The organism is Nonomuraea sp. NPDC049486 (assembly GCF_040676925.1).
In the GTDB taxonomy this organism is placed as follows: Bacteria; Actinomycetota; Actinomycetes; order Streptosporangiales; family Streptosporangiaceae; genus Nonomuraea; species Nonomuraea ferruginea.
On the sequence record NZ_JBFAPV010000008.1, the window covers coordinates 126,660 to 144,383 of the forward strand.

16 protein-coding genes are annotated in these 17,724 nt (G+C 71.4%); 7 read left to right on the top strand and 9 right to left on the bottom strand.

Annotated elements, in window-relative coordinates; genetic code table 11:
- Positions 1-34: 34 nt before the first annotated feature.
- Both AB0K05_RS23640 and AB0K05_RS23645 read right to left on the bottom strand, forming a co-directional pair.
- On the bottom strand, positions 35-979 hold the full coding sequence (locus AB0K05_RS23640) for an SPFH domain-containing protein (protein WP_148036312.1): 945 nt from the start codon (positions 977-979) through the stop codon (positions 35-37).
- A gap of 68 nt (positions 980-1,047) precedes the next feature.
- The gene (locus AB0K05_RS23645; protein ID WP_148036311.1) at positions 1,048-1,836 is read right to left on the bottom strand and encodes an ABC transporter ATP-binding protein; all 789 of its coding nucleotides are present in this window, start codon (positions 1,834-1,836) and stop codon (positions 1,048-1,050) included.
- Between the two features lie 69 nt (positions 1,837-1,905).
- On the opposite strand from AB0K05_RS23645, the gene AB0K05_RS23650 reads away from it, so the two are divergent.
- On the top strand, positions 1,906-2,622 hold the full coding sequence (locus tag AB0K05_RS23650; RefSeq protein WP_261809032.1) for a hypothetical protein: 717 nt from the start codon (positions 1,906-1,908) through the stop codon (positions 2,620-2,622).
- Between the two features lie 44 nt (positions 2,623-2,666).
- On the opposite strand, the gene AB0K05_RS23655 is transcribed toward AB0K05_RS23650, so the two are convergent.
- A complete protein-coding gene (locus AB0K05_RS23655; RefSeq protein ID WP_148036310.1) occupies positions 2,667-3,293 on the bottom strand; it encodes a response regulator transcription factor in 627 nt (208 codons plus the stop codon).
- Entirely contained in the window at positions 3,290-4,402 is a 1,113-nt protein-coding gene (locus AB0K05_RS23660; protein ID WP_364231631.1) for a GAF domain-containing sensor histidine kinase, read from the bottom strand. The genes AB0K05_RS23655 and AB0K05_RS23660 overlap by 4 nt, the downstream gene beginning before the upstream one ends.
- 156 nt (positions 4,403-4,558) lie before the next feature.
- Between AB0K05_RS23660 and AB0K05_RS23665 the strand changes: the two genes are divergently transcribed.
- Genes AB0K05_RS23665 through serB form a run of 3 tightly spaced genes read left to right on the top strand, consistent with a single transcriptional unit; the run spans position 4,559 to position 7,629 of the window.
- Entirely contained in the window at positions 4,559-5,215 is a 657-nt protein-coding gene (locus AB0K05_RS23665; protein ID WP_364231633.1) for an SDR family oxidoreductase, read from the top strand.
- A 53-nt stretch (positions 5,216-5,268) separates the two neighbouring features.
- Positions 5,269-6,339, top strand: a complete 1,071-nt coding sequence (locus tag AB0K05_RS23670; protein ID WP_364231635.1) for an S-adenosylmethionine:tRNA ribosyltransferase-isomerase — start codon at positions 5,269-5,271, stop codon at positions 6,337-6,339.
- A gap of 51 nt (positions 6,340-6,390) precedes the next feature.
- The gene (gene serB / locus AB0K05_RS23675; RefSeq protein WP_219544816.1) at positions 6,391-7,629 is read left to right on the top strand and encodes a phosphoserine phosphatase SerB; all 1,239 of its coding nucleotides are present in this window, start codon (positions 6,391-6,393) and stop codon (positions 7,627-7,629) included.
- On the opposite strand, the gene AB0K05_RS23680 is transcribed toward serB, so the two are convergent.
- The gene (locus tag AB0K05_RS23680; protein ID WP_364231637.1) at positions 7,601-8,068 is read right to left on the bottom strand and encodes a histidine phosphatase family protein; all 468 of its coding nucleotides are present in this window, start codon (positions 8,066-8,068) and stop codon (positions 7,601-7,603) included. The two genes, serB and AB0K05_RS23680, sit on opposite strands and share 29 nt — an antisense overlap.
- A gap of 226 nt (positions 8,069-8,294) precedes the next feature.
- Positions 8,295-10,577 (bottom strand): sodium-translocating pyrophosphatase, encoded by a 2,283-nt coding sequence (locus tag AB0K05_RS23685; protein ID WP_148036306.1) that lies wholly within the window; start codon positions 10,575-10,577, stop codon positions 8,295-8,297.
- A gap of 381 nt (positions 10,578-10,958) precedes the next feature.
- On the opposite strand from AB0K05_RS23685, the gene AB0K05_RS23690 reads away from it, so the two are divergent.
- Complete coding sequence (locus AB0K05_RS23690; RefSeq protein WP_364231641.1) at positions 10,959-11,756, top strand: SDR family oxidoreductase; 798 nt, start codon at positions 10,959-10,961, stop codon at positions 11,754-11,756.
- Positions 11,757-11,855: 99 nt separating this feature from the next.
- Here the strand turns inward: AB0K05_RS23690 and AB0K05_RS23695 are convergent, their stop codons facing one another.
- Both AB0K05_RS23695 and AB0K05_RS23700 read right to left on the bottom strand, forming a co-directional pair.
- Positions 11,856-12,284, bottom strand: a complete 429-nt coding sequence (locus AB0K05_RS23695) for an ATP-binding protein (protein WP_148036304.1) — start codon at positions 12,282-12,284, stop codon at positions 11,856-11,858.
- Complete coding sequence (locus AB0K05_RS23700; RefSeq protein WP_043629845.1) at positions 12,285-12,635, bottom strand: STAS domain-containing protein; 351 nt, start codon at positions 12,633-12,635, stop codon at positions 12,285-12,287. It lies immediately after the preceding gene.
- 408 nt (positions 12,636-13,043) lie between these two features.
- Between AB0K05_RS23700 and AB0K05_RS23705 the strand changes: the two genes are divergently transcribed.
- Positions 13,044-15,533, top strand: a complete 2,490-nt coding sequence (locus tag AB0K05_RS23705; protein WP_364231643.1) for a DEAD/DEAH box helicase — start codon at positions 13,044-13,046, stop codon at positions 15,531-15,533.
- A 180-nt stretch (positions 15,534-15,713) separates the two neighbouring features.
- Entirely contained in the window at positions 15,714-16,973 is a 1,260-nt protein-coding gene (locus AB0K05_RS23710) for an arginine deiminase (protein WP_364231646.1), read from the top strand.
- 188 nt (positions 16,974-17,161) lie between these two features.
- Here AB0K05_RS23710 and AB0K05_RS23715 read toward each other — a convergent pair whose 3' ends face one another.
- Entirely contained in the window at positions 17,162-17,620 is a 459-nt protein-coding gene (locus tag AB0K05_RS23715) for an Rv3654c family TadE-like protein (protein ID WP_364231649.1), read from the bottom strand.
- Positions 17,621-17,724: the final 104 nt, after the last annotated feature.

Sequence of the window (17,724 nt, forward strand, 5' to 3'; positions counted from 1 at the left end):
TCGAGTGCCGAGCCTAGGGGGCCTGGCGGGGCGGTTACGCGTCCGGGGTGGCGGGGGGATTACGCGCGGGGGGATTCGGCGGGGTGAACAGGCCGCCGAGGCTCTCCAGCGCCTTCCCCATCTCCGAGGGGACTATCCAGATCTTGTTGGCGTCGCCCTTGGCGATCTCGGGCAGGGTCTGCAGGTACTGGTAGGCCAGCAGGTGCTGGTCCGGGTTGCCCTCGTGGATGGCCTTGAACACCATGCCGATCGCGTCGGCCTGGCCCTTGGCGCGCATCGCCTGGGCCTCGGCCTCGGCCTGGGCGCGCAGCACCGCCGCCTCCGCGTCGCCCCTGGCCCGTAAGACCGCCGCCTGCTGCTCGCCCTCGGCCGCCAGGATGGCCGCCTGCCGCTGGCCCTCGGCGGTGAGCACGGCGGCCCGCTTGTCGCGGTCGGCGCGCATCTGCTTCTCCATCGAGTCCTGGATCGAGGCCGGCGGGTCGATGGACTTGAGCTCCACCCGGTTGACCCGGATGCCCCACTTGCCGGTCGCCTCGTCCAGCGACCCGCGCAGCTCGGTGTTGATCTCCTCGCGGGAGGTCAGCGTGCGCTCCAGGTCCATGCCGCCGACGACGTTGCGCAGCGTGGTGACGGTGAGCTGCTCGACGCCGATGAGGAAGTTCGCGATCTCGTACGTGGCCGCCTTCGGGTTGGTCACCTGGAAGTAGATGACGGTGTCGATGGAGACGACCAGGTTGTCGGAGGTGATCACCGGCTGCGGCGGGAACGACACCACCTGCTCACGCAGGTCGATCATGTCCTTGATGCGGTCGATGAACGGCACCACCATGTTGAGCCCCGGGGCGAGCGTGCGGTGGTAGCGGCCCAGCCGCTCCACGATCGCCGCCGTCGCCTGCGGGATGATCCTGATGGTCCGCGCCACCCCGAAGCCCACCGCCGCGACCAGGACGAAGGCGACGATGAGCTGCTCCACGGACATGGCAACGCTCCGAAATCGACGGGCCTGACCCGCTGCATGATATTTCGTCCGGCCCGCCCGCGGGCGATCTAGAAGGGACGGACGTACCAGCGGCCCTCGGCGCTGCGGTCGAGCGACAGCGGCACCCCGAACGTCTGCGACAGGTTGTCGGCCGTCATGACGTGGTCGAGCGGCCCCTGGGCCACGACCGAGCCGTGGCGCAGCATCAGGGCGTGGGTGAACCCGGCCGGGATCTCCTCCACGTGGTGGGTCACCAGGACCAGCGCCGGCGACCGGAAGTCGCCCGCCAGCACCGACAGCCGCCGCACCAGGTCCTCGCGGGCGCCCACGTCGAGCCCGGCGGCGGGCTCGTCGAGCAGCAGCATCTCCGGGTCGGGCATGAGCGCGCGGGCGATCTGCACCCGCTTGCGCTCCCCCTCCGACAGCGAGGCGAACCGCCGCCTGATCAGATGGGCCGCGCCCATCATGTCGATCAGCTCGACGGCACGGGTGACGTCGTTGGAGTCGTACTCCTCCGTCCAGCGCCCCAGCAGCGCGTACGAGGCCGTCAGCACCAGGTCGATGACCTTCTCGTCGGGCGGGATCCGCTCGGCCAGCGCGGAGCTGCACAGCCCGATGCGCGGCCGCAGGTCGAACACGTCGGCCACCCCGACGCGCTCGCCGAGCACCTCCAGCGACCCTTCGCTGGGGAACAGCAACGTGGCGGCGAGCTGCAGCAACGTGGTCTTGCCCGCGCCGTTGGGGCCGAGCACGACCCACCGCTCGTCCTCCTCGACCGTCCAGTCGATGCCGCGCAGCAGGGTCGCCCCGTCGCGCTTGTAGGCGACGTCCTGGAACCGCAGCACCTGACCACCCATCCCCGATCCCTCCTTGAGGAGTAACCCTGGGGACAAACCTATTGCAGGGCGAGCGCTTATCGTGGATCGGTGCGCCCTGAATCGCCTATCTGTCCCGTGCTCGTCGCCTGGGGTAACGCCTGGCTCTCCGGCCACATCGGCCTGGACGAGGCGGCCGACCACGTCGAAGAGGTCGGCGGCCCCGCTGTCGTGGGCGAGGTTCCGCTGCGTAAATACCTGGCCAACCTTCGCTCCGGTGGCCTGAGCGGGTTCCGGCTCGCCCTGCCGGCGCCCGGTGACCCGCTCGGGCTCTCCGGCCCGCCCGGGTTCAACTCGGCGGCGGTCGACGCCGGGCAGGCCGCCATCGCCGTGCTCGACGACACCCGGCTCGGGCTGGTGCCCTCCCTCGATCTGCGCGGTTCCTCGTACGTGGGAGTCAAGCTGGACGTGCACGAGGCCGGGCCGGTACGGCAGGACCTGCCGTCCGTCGCCGAGGCCGAGCGCGAGCTGTCGGAGGCGATGCGGGACGCGACCCAGGCGCTGGCCGCCGCGGGCGGGCCCGCGCGGGAGCGGCCGTCGCACGTGCCGGACGGCGGCGAGCTGGCCCCCGGCTATCCGGCGCGCGCCCACCGGGTGTCGGCGCTGGCCACCCGGCTCGGGGCGGTGCTGCGCCTGGCCGAGGAGCGCGGGCTCACCTCCGGCGAGATCGCCTCCCGCGGCGCCGCGGTGCGCGAGCTGGACCGCGCCGTGCGTCGCGCGATCGTCGCGGCCCACCACGCCATCTTCGAGCCCGTCAGGAACCTCTGACCCCGGCACGCCGCCTTCGAGCCCGTCAGGGACGCCCTGAGGGATCAGGACAGGCCGTGGCGCACGGCGTAGAGGGCGGCCTGGGTGCGGTCCTGGACGCCGAGCTTCATCAGCACGTTGGAGACGTGGGTCTTGACCGTCTTCTCGGCGACCGCGAGGCTGCGGGCGATCTCACGGTTGGACCGGCCGGCCGCGATCAGTTTCAGCACCTCGCGCTCGCGGTCGGTCAGCGGCACGGGCGGACCCCCCGCCGGCCGCGCGCCCTCGCCGCCCGCCAGCATCGCCTCGGCCGCCTCCGGCGCGAGCAGCACCTGCCCGCTGTGCACGGCCCGCACGGCCCGCACCAGCGCCGTCGGGTCGACGTCCTTGTAGAGGAAGCCGGACGCACCCGCCCGCATCGCGGGGCCCACGTCGGCCCTGTCGCTCACCGAGGTCAGCACCAGCACCCGGGTCGCGGCGCCGGTCAACTCGCCCAGCGTGGCCAGCCCGTCCAGCACCGGCATCTTGAGGTCGAGCAGCAGCACGTCGGGCGCGAGCTCGCGGACCAGCTCGACGGCGCGCGCGCCGTCGCCCGCCTCGCCCACGACCGTGATGTCGTCCTGCAGGTCGAGGAACGTGCGCAGCCCCTGACGCACCACCGGATGGTCGTCGGCGACCAGCACCCGGATCACCCGCACACCTCCATACGCACGGTCGTCCCCTTCCCGGGGGCCGAGCTGACGGTCATCCGGCCGCCCACCGACTCGGCCCGGTCCTTCATCGAGATCAGGCCCAGCCCGCGCGAGGCGCCCTGCTCGAAGCCCGTGCCGTCGTCCTCGACGGTCAGGACCAGCCCGCCGCCCTCGTACGACAGCCGCACGGTCACCCGCGCGGCCTCGGCGTGGCGCAGCGCGTTGTGCAGCGCCTCCTGGGCCACCCTGAGCACGGCCACCTCCGCGGCGGAGTCCAGCGGCGGCAGCTCGTCCGCCTCGAACGCGAACCGCGCGGGATGCAGGCGGTCGAGCATCCGCACGTGCTTGCGCAGCGTCTCGGCCAGCCCGTGGCGGTCCAGCTCGGCGGGCCGCAGCTCGACGATCACCGCCCGCAGCTCGCCCAGCGCCTCCCCCGCCAGCCGCTGCACCCGCTCCAGCTCGGCCGCGGCCCTGTCGGGCTCCGACTTCAGCATGGCCCCCGCCGCCTGGGCGCTCAGCCGCAGCGAGAACAGCTTCTGGGTGACGGCGTCGTGCAGCTCGCGGGCCACCCGGTTGCGTTCCTCCAGCATCGCCAGCTCCCGGCTCCGTTCGTAGAGCCGGGCGTTGGCCAGCGCCATGGCGGCGTGCGCCGCGAACACCTGGAGCAGGTCCTGGTCGGCCTCGGTGAAGCCGCCCGCGCGCTTGTTGGCCAGGAAGATGATGCCGAGCACCTCGCCGCCGTCGGTGATGGGGACGCCCAGGAAGTCCTTCATCACCGGATGCGCCTGCGGCCAGTATTCGAACCTGGGGTCGGCGCGCAGGTCGGCCAGTCGCACCGGGGCGCCCTCGCGGAGCATCGCGCCCAGCATGCCGTGCTGGCGCGGGAGGGGCCCGATCGCCTCCCACTGCTTGTCGGTGATGCCCTCGGCGACGAACTCCGCGAACGAGCCGTCCTCGTCGGGCACCCCCAGCGCGGCGTAGCGGGCGTCCAACAGCCGCCGCGCCGAGCGTACGATGACCTGCAGCACCTCGCGCACCGACAGATGGCGGGTGACCGCCAGCACCGCGGAGCTCACCGCCTGCAGGATCTCGTCGCGTTCGGCCGTCACGCCATCACTCTACTGACGGGCGAACCGGGGACCGGGCGCCGGTGACCTCCGCGGGACTCTCAACCGGCGCCGGGAAGGTCCTAGGACGAAGTGCCCAGGCGGCCACGGGACCACGGCCCGATGTGTGGACGGCGGCGCGTTCCTAACGTCACGAACATGACGAACACCGCACTCATCACCGGCGCCTCCCGCGGACTCGGCCTCGCGCTCGCGCGGTCACTGGCGGAGGCGGGCTGGCGTCTCGTGCTCACCGCGCGCGGCGTGAACGAGCTGGAACGGGCCGCGGCCGAGCTGGGCGCCACCGCCATCCCGGGCGACGTCACCGAGCCCGCGCACATCCGCCGCCTGGCGGACGCCGTCCCCGAGCTGGACCTCCTGGTCAACAACGCCAGCGGCCTCGGGGCCACGCCGCTGCCGCCGCTGGCGGGCTACCCGCTGGAGGCCTTCCGCGTCCTGCTGGAGACCAACGTCACCGCGCCGCTCGCCCTCATCCAGGCCACGCTGCCCGCGCTGCGCGCCCGGCGGGGCGCCGTCGTCAACGTCACCTCCGACGCCGCCACCGGCGCGTACGAGGGATGGGGCGGGTACGGGGCCACCAAGGCGGCGCTGGATCAGCTCTCGAACGTGCTCGCCGCCGAGGAGCCCGAGCTGGCGGTCTGGTGGACCGACCCGGGCGAGATGAACACCCGGATGCTGGCCGACGCCGTCGGCGCGGACGAGGCCGCGTCCGCCACCGACCCGGCCGAGGTCGCCGCCGCCCTGCACGACCTCGTACGCACCCGTCCCGCCAGCGGCCGGGTGACCCTCCAGTGACCCGCCCGACGACGCCCCCCGAGACGACCGCCGCATCCCCCGCAACGACCGCGGTGACAACCGCGGTGACGGCCGAGGTGACGGCCGAGGTGACGGCCGAGGTGACGGCCGAGGTGGCGAACGCCGCGCTCGACTTCGTTCTGCGGCCCGCGCTGTCAGCGCAGGAGCCGCCGGAGGCGCGCGGGGTGGGCAGGGACGGGGTCCGGCTGCTGGTCTCTGCGGGTGACGGCGAGCCGGCGCACCACCGCTTCACCGACCTGCCCGGCCTGCTCGACCCGGGCGACCTGATCGTGGTCAACAACTCGGCGACGCTGCCCGCCGCCGTGCGGCTGGACCGGCTCGCGGTGCACTTCTCCACCGCGCGCCCGGACGGCACCTGGCTGGTCGAGCTGCGCCGCCGTACCGCCACCGCGACCGAGCAGTACCGCGGCGGCGCGCCCGGCGAGTGGCTGCCGCTGCCGGGAGGCGCCACGCTGCGGCTCGTCGCTCGCGAGACGCCCCGGCTCTGGCGGGCCGTGCTCGACCGCGACGTGGAGACTTACCTGCGCGGGTACGGGGCCCCGATCCGGTACGCGTACGTCACCAGGGACTGGCCGATCGAGGCGTACCAGACGGTGTTCGCGACCGTGCCGGGCAGCGCGGAGATGCCCAGCGCCGCGCGGCCGTTCACGCCGGAGCTGGTCACGGCGCTGGTGGCGCGCGGCGTCGGCATCGCGCCGATCACCCTGCACACGGGGGTGGCCTCGCCGGAGAAGGACGAGCCACCGTACGCCGAGCGCTACGCGGTGCCGGAGGCCACGGCCCGCCTGGTCGACCTGGCCCTGGGGAGCGGAAGGCGGGTGGTCGCCGCCGGCACCACGGTGGTGCGGGCGCTGGAGACCGCCGCCGCCGGCGGCCTGGTGACCGCCTCCGAAGGCTGGACCACCCACGTCGTGACGCCCGCGACAGGGGTGCGGGCGGTCACGGGGCTCATCACCGGCCTGCACGAACCGCGCTCCAGCCACCTCATGATGCTGACCGCGATCGCCGGCGAGCGCCCGCTCCGCGCGGCGTACGAGGCGGCGCTGCGGGAACGTTACCTGTGGCACGAGTTCGGCGACGCCCACCTGATCTTGCGGACGTAAAGCAGGACCTGCGGCGCGGGCATCGGGGCGGGCGCAGTACCGTGGCTGAATGTGGACCAGCGCACCCTCTTGATCACCTTCACCGGCCCCGACCGGCCAGGCGTGACCTCGCGCCTGTTCTCCGTCCTGTCGGGCTTCCCCGTGACCGTGGCCGACATCGAGCAGGTCGTCATCCGCGGCCGGCTCACGCTCGGCGTCCTGGTCGCCTACGCCGGAGGGCCGTCCACCGGCACCGGCAGCACCCTCGGCGCCATGTGGACCGCCGTCGAGCGGATCGCCGAGGACCTGGGCATGGAGGTGGAGCTGTCCACCGGCTCCCTGGCCAAGGAGCACCGCCGCCGCGGCCGCCTGTCGGTCAGCGTGCTCGGCGCCACGCTCCAGCCCGCGGCCATCGCCGGCATCGCCCGCCGGATCGCCGCCGCCGGCGCCAACATCGACCGCATCGAGCGGCTGGCCCAGTGGCCGGTGACCTGCATCGAGCTGTCCGTCTCCGGCGCCAATCCCGACGAGCTGCGCGTCCAGCTCGCCGCCGAGGCCGCCGCCCAGCAGGTCGACGTGGCCGTGCAGCGCACCGGGCTGTCCAGGCGGGCCAAGCGGCTCATCGTCATGGACGTCGACTCCACCCTCATCCAGGGTGAGGTCATCGAGCTGCTGGCCAAGCACGCCGGCTGCCTCGACGAGGTCGCCAAGGTCACCGAGGCGGCCATGCGCGGCGAGCTCGACTTCGCCGAGTCGCTGCGCCGCCGGGTCGCCCAGCTCGAAGGGCTGCCCGCCGAGGTGTTCGAGCGGGTGCGCGGTGAGGTCGTGCTCACCCCCGGCGCCCGCACCCTGGTCCGCACGCTCAAGCGGCTCGACTACCGCTTCGCCATCGTCAGCGGCGGCTTCACCCAGATCACCGACACGCTCGTGGAGGAGCTCGGCATCGACTACTCGGCGGCGAACGTGCTGGAGGTCATCGACGGCAAGCTGACCGGCCGGCTCGTCGGCGAGATCGTCGACCGGCCCGGCAAGGCCCGCGCGCTGGAGCGGTTCGCCAGCGAGGCGGGGGTGCCGATCAGCCAGACCGTGGCCATCGGCGACGGGGCCAACGACCTCGACATGATCGCCGCGGCCGGGCTGGGCATCGCGTTCAACGCCAAGCCCGTGGTGCGCCAGGCCGCCGACACCGCGGTCAACACGCCCTACCTCGACTCGATCCTCTACCTGCTAGGCATCTCCCGCGACGAGGTCGAGGCCGCCGACGCCGAGGACGCGCTGCTCGTCAGTCGTGCTGCGGACCCCAGCTCGTGACCAGCTCTCCCTCACCGGCCGACAGCTCGGGCCACGGCACCGCTGTCTTGATCACCGCGAACGTGCCCGGCCGGAACAGGTAGTCGCCCTCCGCGAGCATCAGCGCCAGCTCGTGCACGGCCGGGTTGTGCCCGCACAGCGCCACCGTGCCGTGATCCGGGTCGAGCAGGCGCAGCCGCTCCAGCAGCTCCTCCGGGTAGGCCTGGTAGATCGCCGGCTCGTACCGCACCTCGACGCCGGGGAAGGCCAGCTCCGCCGTGCGGCGGGTGCGCCGGGCCGGCGAGCAGAGCACCACCTCAGGCTCCAGCCCGAGCATCCGCAGCTCCTCACCGGCCCGCTTGGCGTCGCGCTCGCCCCGGTCGGTCAGCGCCCGGTCCTTGTCGGGCAACCCAGGCGCCTGGGCCGCCTTGGCGTGACGGAGCAGGATCAGCGTTCGCACCTCGGTCATCCTCTCGACGCCCAGACGGCCAGCATCGCGATCACCGCCATGATGGCAAGCATCGCGAGCAGGATGACGGCCAGGGTCTTCCCGCCGGACGGCGGCTTGTTGTCCATCTGCCCAGTTTCCCACCGAACAAGGCCACTCCGCGTATCACCCTCCGGCGTGGCCGGACGACGACGCCCGCCCCTCGGTGTCGAGGAGCGGGCGTCGTGGTGGAACGGTGTCAGGACGCGACGGGTTCCTTGTCGCGGTCGTTGTCGTTGGCCGGCTCGGCCGTCACCGAGCGGCGCTTGGAGACGATGATGGCGCCGACGACCACGGCCACCGCGACCACCGCGATGCCGACGCGGAGCCCGACGTTGTCGGCCCACAGCACCACGGCCGGGGCCACCAGCAGCGCGACGAGGTTCATCACCTTGATCAGCGGGTTGATGGCCGGGCCCGCGGTGTCCTTGAACGGGTCGCCGACCGTGTCGCCGATGACCGTGGCGGCGTGTGCCTCGGAGCCCTTGCCGCCGTGGTGTCCGTCCTCGACCAGCTTCTTGGCGTTGTCCCAGGCGCCGCCCGAGTTGGACAGGAAGACGGCCATCAGGGTGCCGGCGGCGATCGCGCCCGCCAGGAACGCGCCCAGCGGCGCGTACCCGAGCGCGAAGCCGACGGCTATCGGCGTCATGACCGCGAGCAGGCCGGGCGTGGCCAGCTCGCGGAGCGAGTCGCGGGTGCAGATGTCGACCACGCGCCCGTAGTCGGGCAGCTCGGTGCCCTGCATGATGCCCGGCTTGCTGCGGAACTGCTCGCGTACCTCGAAGACCACCCGCATCGCCGCCCGGCCGACCGCCATGATGGCCAGCCCGGAGAACAGGAACACCACGGCCGCGCCGATGATCAGGCCGACCAGCACGTTGGGCGCGTCGATGCCGAGGCTGAACACGCTGCCGGCCGGCAGCTCGCCTTCGACGGCGGTGCGGAACGCGCCGAACAGCGCCGTGGCGGCCAGCACGGCCGTCGCGATCGCGATGCCCTTGGTGATGGCCTTGGTGGTGTTGCCGACCGCGTCCAGGCTGGTGAGGACGCGGGCGCCCTCGCCCTCGACGTCGCCGGACATCTCGGCGATGCCCTGGGCGTTGTCGGAGACGGGGCCGAAGGTGTCCATCGAGACGATGACGCCGACCGTGGTCAGCAGGCCGGTGCCGGCCAGGGCGACGGCGAACAGCGCCACCGTCACGTTGCCGAAGCCGAGCAGGAACGCGCCGTACACCGCCGCGCCGATGATCAGCGCCGAGTAGACCGCCGACTCCAGGCCGACGCTGATGCCGGCCAGGATGACGGTCGCCGGGCCGGTACGGGAGCTCTCGCCGATCTCGCGGACCGGGCGCCGGTTGGTCTCGGTGAAGTAGCCGGTGAGCAGCTGGATGGCGCTGGCCAGGACCAGGCCGATGAGCACCGCGCCGATGGCGATGACCCGCGGGTCGGCGTCGGACTGCACCTGCGCGCCGGCCAGGCCGTCGAAGGTGGCGGGAAGGTACCAGAAGGCGGCGGCCGCGACCAGGACCGCGGAGATGCCGGCCGAGATGAAGAAGCTGCGGTTGATGGCCGCCATGCCGTTGCGGTCCTTGGCGCGCAGGCGGGTGACGAAGATGCCGATGATCGCGGTCAGCACGCCGATCATCGGGACGATGAGCGGGAAGATCAGACCCTGCTCGCCGAAGGCCACCCGGCCCAGGATGAGGCTCGCGACCAGCATGACCGCGTACGACTCGAACAGGTCGGCCGCCATGCCGGCGCAGTCGCCGACGTTGTCGCCCACGTTGTCGGCGATGGTGGCGGCGTTGCGCGGGTCGTCCTCGGGAATGCCCTGCTCGACCTTGCCGACCAGGTCGGCGCCGACGTCCGCGGCCTTGGTGAAGATGCCGCCGCCGACCCGCATGAACATGGCGAGCAGCGCCGCGCCGAAGCCGAAGCCCTCCAGCACGCCGGGCGCGTCGCCCTGGTAGAGGAAGACGACCACGGCCGCGCCCAGCAGGCCGAGGCCCACGGTGAACATGCCGGCGACGCCGCCCGTACGGAAGGCGATGCGCATGGCGCGCTGCTCGCCCGAGTCGCGGGCCGCGGCGGCCACGCGCACGTTGCCGCGCACCGCCAGCCACATGCCCATGAAGCCGGTCAGCGCGGAGAACACCGCGCCGACCACGAAGAAGATCGAGCGCCCGATCCGTACGTCGGTTTCGCCCGGTAGGAGGAGCAGCAGGAAGGGTATGATCACGACGAAGATCGCCAGGGTGCGGAACTGCCGCGTCAGATACGCCGCGGCCCCTTCCTGGACGGCACGGGCGATGTTCTGCATGCGCTCCGTGCCCTGGTCGGCGGCGAGCACCTCACGCACCAGACCGCCGGCGACGGCTAGCGCGATCAGCGCGACCGCGGCGACCACGATCACGATGGTGAGATTGTTTCCGCTAAGGGTCAGATTGGACGCTGGCTCCAGTGCCAGCATGTGCCTAGACATCGTTCTCCTCGGCAAGACCGGTCGTCCTGCCCGGTGGCGCTGCAATGTAGGCGGGCGGTGCGGCACCATCCGGGTTGTGGGTGCCGCTTCCGGTTGAATCCGCTGTTAGTGCCGGATCACCTTGGCCGGTGCCGGGAGTCTACGCAGGGGATACGCAGATATGAAGGCTCTGGAGCCGGGCATTTGCGCGCCTGGTCAGTAAGCCGCTGACAGCGGGGTGTATTGCGACTTGACTGGTGAAATATCCGTTGGTTTACGGTCATGACTACGGCCTGAAAAGGTACGACCGAAATACGCCTCTCCTGAGGCCGAGCATCCGGGCCAGGTCAGCGGGTAGCGGGACCGTGGGGGGTGGCGATGATGAGCGGACCAAGAGGATCGGTGGCCCTGGTGACGGGGGCGAGCCGCGGCATCGGCAGGGCGCTGGCCGTGCGACTCCACCAGGCGGGGATGCGGGTCGCGGTCACGGCCCGGTCGGCGGAGGCCCTGGACGCGCTCGCGGCCGAGCTGGGCGGCGAGGGTGACGTGCTGGCACTGCCCGGCGACGTCACCGACCCGCGGGCCGTGACCGCCGTCGTCGAGACCGCCGAGCGCGTCCTCGGCCCGATCGACCTGCTGGTCAACAACGCGGGCGCGGCCGAGCCGCACGAGGCGCCGGTCTGGGAGTCGGACCCCGAGGAGTGGTGGGGCACCGTCACGACGAACGTGCTCGGCCCGATGCTGTACGTCCACGCGGTGGTGCCCGGCATGCTGGCCCGCGGCAGCGGCCGGATCGTCAACGTCAACAGCCTGCTCGGGGTGTGGACGCTGCCCACACAGACGGCCTACAGCGTGTCCAAGGCCGCGCTGGCCAAGCTCACCGCGGCGCTGTCGGCGGGACTCGCGGGCACGGGGGTGCTGGCGTTCGACTACAGCCCCGGCCGGGTCCGCACGGATCTGACCAGCGACCTCGGCGACCTCCCCGGGGCCAGAGACGACTCGTGGACGTCGATGGAACAGGCGGTGGACGGCGTGCTGGCCATCGCGCGGGGACGTCTCGACGCACTCGCGGGCCGGTTCATCCACGCGCGCGACGACCTCGAGATCCTCGTCCTGCGGGCCGCCGAGATCGCCGAACGCGGCGGCAGGGTCATCACGCTCGCCGAGGCGTTCGACGGGGATCCCCTGTCGCAACGGTGACCGGTCAGCCCGGCGTCGTAACGCGAAGGACGTCTCCTTGACCACAGCGGTCAGGAGACGTCCTTCGCCAAGCTCAAGCCCGACGGCCGGAAAGGCACGTCAGCGGAGATGGCCGTTGGTGGCGGCCGGCCAGCTCATGCGGATCCGCATGCCCTTGGGACTCGGGAACACCTCCACGTCGTCCGCCAGCCCCGCGATCACCGCGATACCGAAGCCGGACATGAACGAGTCGGAAAGCATTCCCAGGTCGAGGGGCTGCTCCTGCTTGATCTCATCACTGGGCGCCTGGTCGCTGACCGTGACCTCGAAGCGCCCCGAGTCGTCCTTGAGCTCGATGCGGATGGGCTCACCCGGACAGTGGGCGCGATGCGCCTCGACCGCCCGGGAACACGCCTCACCCACGGCGAGCCGGACCTCGTCCAGCAAGGACTCCTCCACGCCGGTGCGCCTGGCGATCGCAGTGGCCACCAGCCGCGCGGTGCGCACGTGCGCGGGAAGAGCGCTGAACGTCAGCTCGACGGTGGCCATCTACTTGTCTTTGCCGTGAGCTTCCTTGGCCTCGTCGACCGAAGCGTAGATCCCGAAGACCTTGGTCAGACCGGTGATCCGGAAGATCTTGAGGATGCGCTCCTGGGTGCAGACCAGTTCGAGCGAGCCGTCGTGGGCGCGGACCCGCTTGAGTCCGCCCACCAGGACGCCAAGCCCCGTCGAGTCGAGGAAGTCGACCTTCTCCATGTTGACCAGGAGGTGGAAGTTTCCCTTGTTCACCAGGTCGATGAGGAGCTCACGCAATCTCGGCGCCGTGTAAACATCGATCTCACCTTCGACCTCCACGATGGTGAGTCGGTCTTCGGTGCGGTGATCCAACTTCAGATCCACAGATCCTCCAGCGCCTCGCCTGCGAAAGTACTCTTGCGGGCCTGGCAGTCTGGAGCGATGCTCCCGACTGTCGGACCCTGACGCGCGGCATTCAACCACGCGTCTGGCTTGTGTCTATACGAAATCACGATTCCCGGCGACTTTGCCCACGGATGCAGACTGGAAACAGTGACTTCCTCCGCTTCCTCCCCACACCGACCAGGTCCACTCCTCCAGCACCTGCTCGGCATACCCGCACGTCACGAGCGTGTCACCCATGTGGAGCATGTTCCAGCACGTCAGGCGGGTCAAGTGGGATGGCCCAAATGGGCGCCCGAACTCCTGGTTACGCGCTTGGCGAACCAGGGCGTGGCGGGGCTGTGGCAACACCAGTACGAGGCCGCTGACCTGGCCTATTGTGGCCGAAACGTGATCATTTCTACGGGGACGGCCTCCGGCAAGTCGCTGGCCTACCTGACCCCGGCGGTCACCGCCTGTCTCGACGGCGGCACCGTGTTGTACCTCACACCCACCAAGGCCCTCGCCGCCGACCAGCTTCGCGGCATCCATGACCTGCGCATCACCCAGGTGCGGGCCGCCTGCTTCGACGGCGACACCCCGTTCGAGGAGCGCACCTGGGTGCGCAAGCACGCCAACTACGTGCTCACCAACCCCGACATGCTGCACCGGAGCATCCTGCCCAGGCACGCCCAGTGGTCGCTGTTCTTCCGCCGGCTGCGGCTGGTGGTCGTGGACGAGTGTCACGGCTACCGGGGCGTGTTCGGGTCGCACGTGGCGCAGATCCTGCGCCGCCTGCGCCGCGTCTGCGCCAGGTACGGGTCGTCGCCGGCCTTCCTGCTGGCCTCGGCCACGGCGAGCGAGCCCGGCGAGTTCGCCAAGCGGCTGACCGGGCTCGACGTGGACGAGGTGACGGCGGACGCCTCCCCCAAGGGCTCGACCACCATCGCGCTGTGGGAGCCGCCGCTGACGGAGCTCAGGGGCGAGAAGGGGGCCCCGGTGCGCCGGACGGCCACGGCCGAGGCCGCCGACCTGCTGGCGGACCTGGTGCTGGCCGACGTCCGCACGCTCGCGTTCGTCCGCAGCCGTCGCGGCGCCGAGACGGTGGCGCTCCAGGCCCGCGCCAAACTCTCCGACGTCGCCTTCTCCCTCTCCGCCCACGGCCCCCACCCCTCCCCCCTCGGACCCACCCACCCAACACCCCCTCCATCGACACCCCCATCGTCGGAACCCTCTCCAGCCGGGCCCTCTCCGGCGGAACCTTCATCGACGAAGCCGTCTCCAGCGGAGCCCTGTCCGGCAGAGCGCTCTACGGCCAAACCCTCACCCGCCGGACCCTCACCATCAGCCCCCTCATCGACAGAGCCGTCCCCAGCGGAACTCTGTTCAGTGGAACCCTCTACAGCGGAGCACTCTCCGACGAGGGCGGACCCTCCGCTTCTGGGGGCCAGCCCGATGCCGTCCTTTCGTGAGGGCACCGGCAACCGGACCGGCCGGGATGAGCCCCGGGATTCCGCGGCAGGGGGTGCCCGTGGGCCGCTGGCGTGGGCGTTGCCCGAGGACGAAGGGTTGGCGGATCTGCCCGAGAAGGTTGCCGCCTACCGGGCGGGTTACCTGGCGGAGGACCGCAGGGTGCTGGAGAAGGCTCTGCGCTCCGGCGCGCTGATGGGCCTGGCCACCACCAACGCCCTGGAGCTCGGGGTCGACGTGTCCGGCCTGGACGCCGTGCTGATCGCCGGCTGGCCGGGCACCCGCGCCTCGCTCTGGCAGCAGGCCGGCCGCGCGGGGCGCGAGGGCCAGGACGCGCTGGCCGTGCTCATCGCCCGTGACGACCCGCTCGACACCTACATCGTGCACCACCCGGAGGCCCTGTTCGGCCGGCCCGTCGAGGCGATCGTCCTCGACCCGGACAACCCGTACGTGCTGGGCCCGCACCTGTGCGCCGCCGCGGCGGAGATCCCGCTGACCGAGCAGGACCTGACGGTCTTCGGCGACGCCGCGCGCGGCGTGCTCGACGACCTCGTCACTGAGGGCCTGCTGCGCCGCCGGCCGGCCGGCTGGTACTGGACCAGGCGGGAGCGCGCCACCGACCTGGCCGACATCCGCGGCGGCGGCGGCGCGCCGATCCACGTCGTCGAGTCCTCGACCGGCCGCCTGCTCGGGAGCGTGGACGAGCCCTCGTCGCACACGACCGTGCACACTGGAGCGGTCTACCTCCACCAGGGCGAGACGTTCCTCGTGGAGGAGCTGGACCTGGAGGCCGGGGTGGCGCTGGTCACGAGTGCCGCTCCGGACTACTCCACGTTCGCCCGGGACATCACCGACATCTCTGTCCTTTCCACCCTGCGCTCCCATCCTCTCGGGCCCGGCACCCTCCACTTCGGCGAGGTCGAGGTGACCAGGCAGGTCGTCTCGTACCTGAAGCGCCGGGCGCAGTCGGGCGAGAGCCTCGGCGACGAGCCGCTGGACCTGCCGCCGCGCACCCTCCGCACCCGCGCCGTCTGGTGGACGCTCCCGGCCGCCGAGGTCGCCACCCTGGCCGAGGAGGGCTTCGACCTGGGCGGATCGGCCCACGCCGCCGAGCACGCCGCCATCGGTCTGCTCCCCCTCTTCGCGACCTGCGACCGCTGGGACATCGGCGGCGTGTCGACGGAGCTGCACGCGGACACCGGCCTGCTCACGGTGTTCGTCTACGACGGCCACGAGGGCGGCGCCGGCATCGCGGAACGCGGGTACGCGCGCGCCAGGGAATGGCTGACGGCCACGCGCCAGGCCATCGACTCCTGCGAGTGCGAGCGCGGCTGCCCTTCCTGCATCCAGTCGCCCAAGTGCGGCAACGGCAACGAGCCCCTGGACAAGCAGGGCGCACTCCGCCTCCTCGCGACCCTGCTGCGCCCCTGACCTCCTTCCGCCCCGTCGAGGGCAGTGTTGGGACCGAGGGCAGCCTCCGGGCCGAGGGCAGCCTCCGGGTCGAGGGCAGTCTCCGGGCCGAGGATGCGAGCCGGGCGATTCCGGGCAGGGCTCCAGTGGTTCGGTATGACCGGCCGGAGCACCAGCTGACTCGCCAAGGGGGCAAGAGCCATGACCGATCAGTCGTTCGGCGTCCACTCGGAGGTGGGCACGCTGCGCAAGGTCATCGTGCACCGCCCGGAGCTGAGCCTCAGGCGGCTCACCCCGGCCAACCGCGACCGGCTGCTCTTCGACGACATCATCTGGGTGGAGCACGCGCAGCGTGAGCACGACGCGTTCGTCGCGGTGCTGCGCGAGCACGGCGTCGAGGTCTTCTACCACCAGGAACTGCTCGCGGAGGCGCTGGACGGGAGTTTCGAGGCCAAGCGGCACGCGGTGGAGCAGGCCGTCACCCACCTGACCGTCGGCCCGGCGCTCGTGGACGGCGTCCGGGAGACGCTGTCCGGCTGGAGTGGCGAGAAGCTGGCCACCCACCTCATCGGCGGGCTGACCAAGCAGGAGTACGGGATCCCCGGCCTGGAGGCGAACTCCCTGGTCGCAGCCTCGGCCCGGATGGACGACTTCATGCTGCCGCCGCTGCCGAACTCCCTCTACCAGCGCGATCCGGTCGCCTGGCTCTACGGCGGGGTGTCGCTCAACCCGATGTACCATCACGCCCGCCGGCTGGAGACGTTGAACCAGAGCACGGTCTACCACTTCCACCCCATGTTCGCCGGAGAGGAGCTCGCGTTCTGGTATCCGGAGCGCGGCGAGGAATCACGGTTCGACGAGGAGGACTTCGGCGCCGCCGCCATGGAGGGCGGCGACATGATGCCCATCGGCAACCGCACGGTGGTGATCGGCCTGAGCGAACGGACCAACCCGCGCACCGTGGAGCACCTCGCCCTGTCGCTGTTCGGCGGAGGCTCGGTCGACCGGGTGATCGCCGTCGAGATCCCCAAGCGGCGTACGTACATGCATCTGGACACCGTTTTCACCCTCCTGGACGTGAACAAGGCGGCCGTCTACCCGCCGTTCCTGGAGACGGCCACCACGTACGCGCTCCGCCCCGGCGACAAGCCGGGCACCCTCGACGTCCACATGGCCGCCGGCTTCGCGCACGCGGTGGCGGAGGCCCTGGAGATCGGCGAGCTGGAGCTGATCCCCACCGGCGGCGACGACTACCAGCAGGCGCGCGAGCAATGGGACTCGGGCAACAACTTCTTCGCCCTCTCCCCCGGCGTGGTGATCGGCTACCACAAGAACCAGTTCACCAACCGGCAGCTACGGAACAGGGGCGTGGAAGTGATCGAGATCGAGGGCTTCGAACTCGGCAAGGGCCGGGGCGGCGCCCGCTGCATGACCTGCCCCATCCAACGGGCTCCCATCTAGCACCGCGTGTGGTAATTATCCTCATTAATCCCATATGTCGTGATTATCTTGCGGGCCTCAACCCGTCCCACTTGCGGCGAGATCGCGGAGAGGGGCGCAGTCGGGCGCTCACTACGGAACCGCTCTGCAGCCAGGCACTCACTACGGGGCCCCTCTTTTTTGGGAGATGCAGTCCACGCTCGTCTCATTCATCCCATTCGTCTCATTTCAGCAAGTAAGGGAACTTTGGGAACCCCCTCGGGCTGAGCGCCGTGATGCGTGCCTTCGGCCCGCTCAGCCCGCCGTAGCTTCAGAGGGGACGGACTGGCTGGGCCGGCGCGGGAGCGGCCGGTCAGGGTGCGGACGCCGAGGCCGGGGATCGAGATCGTCAGCGATGTCCTGACGTCCGCCACCGCGCCGCTGATCTCGCAGTTCGTCAGTTCGACCCCGTTCGCCTTCGCCAGGGCCGTCGCTCTCGCGCAGGCGCTTTCCGGGTCTACGAGGGCCAACTCGGCGGCGGCCAGCGCGCTGAGGTCGGCGGCGTCGTACACGCGGTGGCGTGCGACGCGCGCCTCGCCGGCGAGGGCGAAGGCCATGGCCACGGCCATCAGCAAGCCCATGAGCGCGACGCCCCAGAGCGTGGCCGAGCCTCGGTCGTTACGTGGCATCACAGATCTCCTCAGCGCGCGGCCGTGTGCCCGGCGCCGTTCTAGCTGCCGCACGAGCGGTCCGCACGTGACGTCAGGATTCGGTTCTCGCTGCCGCATGACCG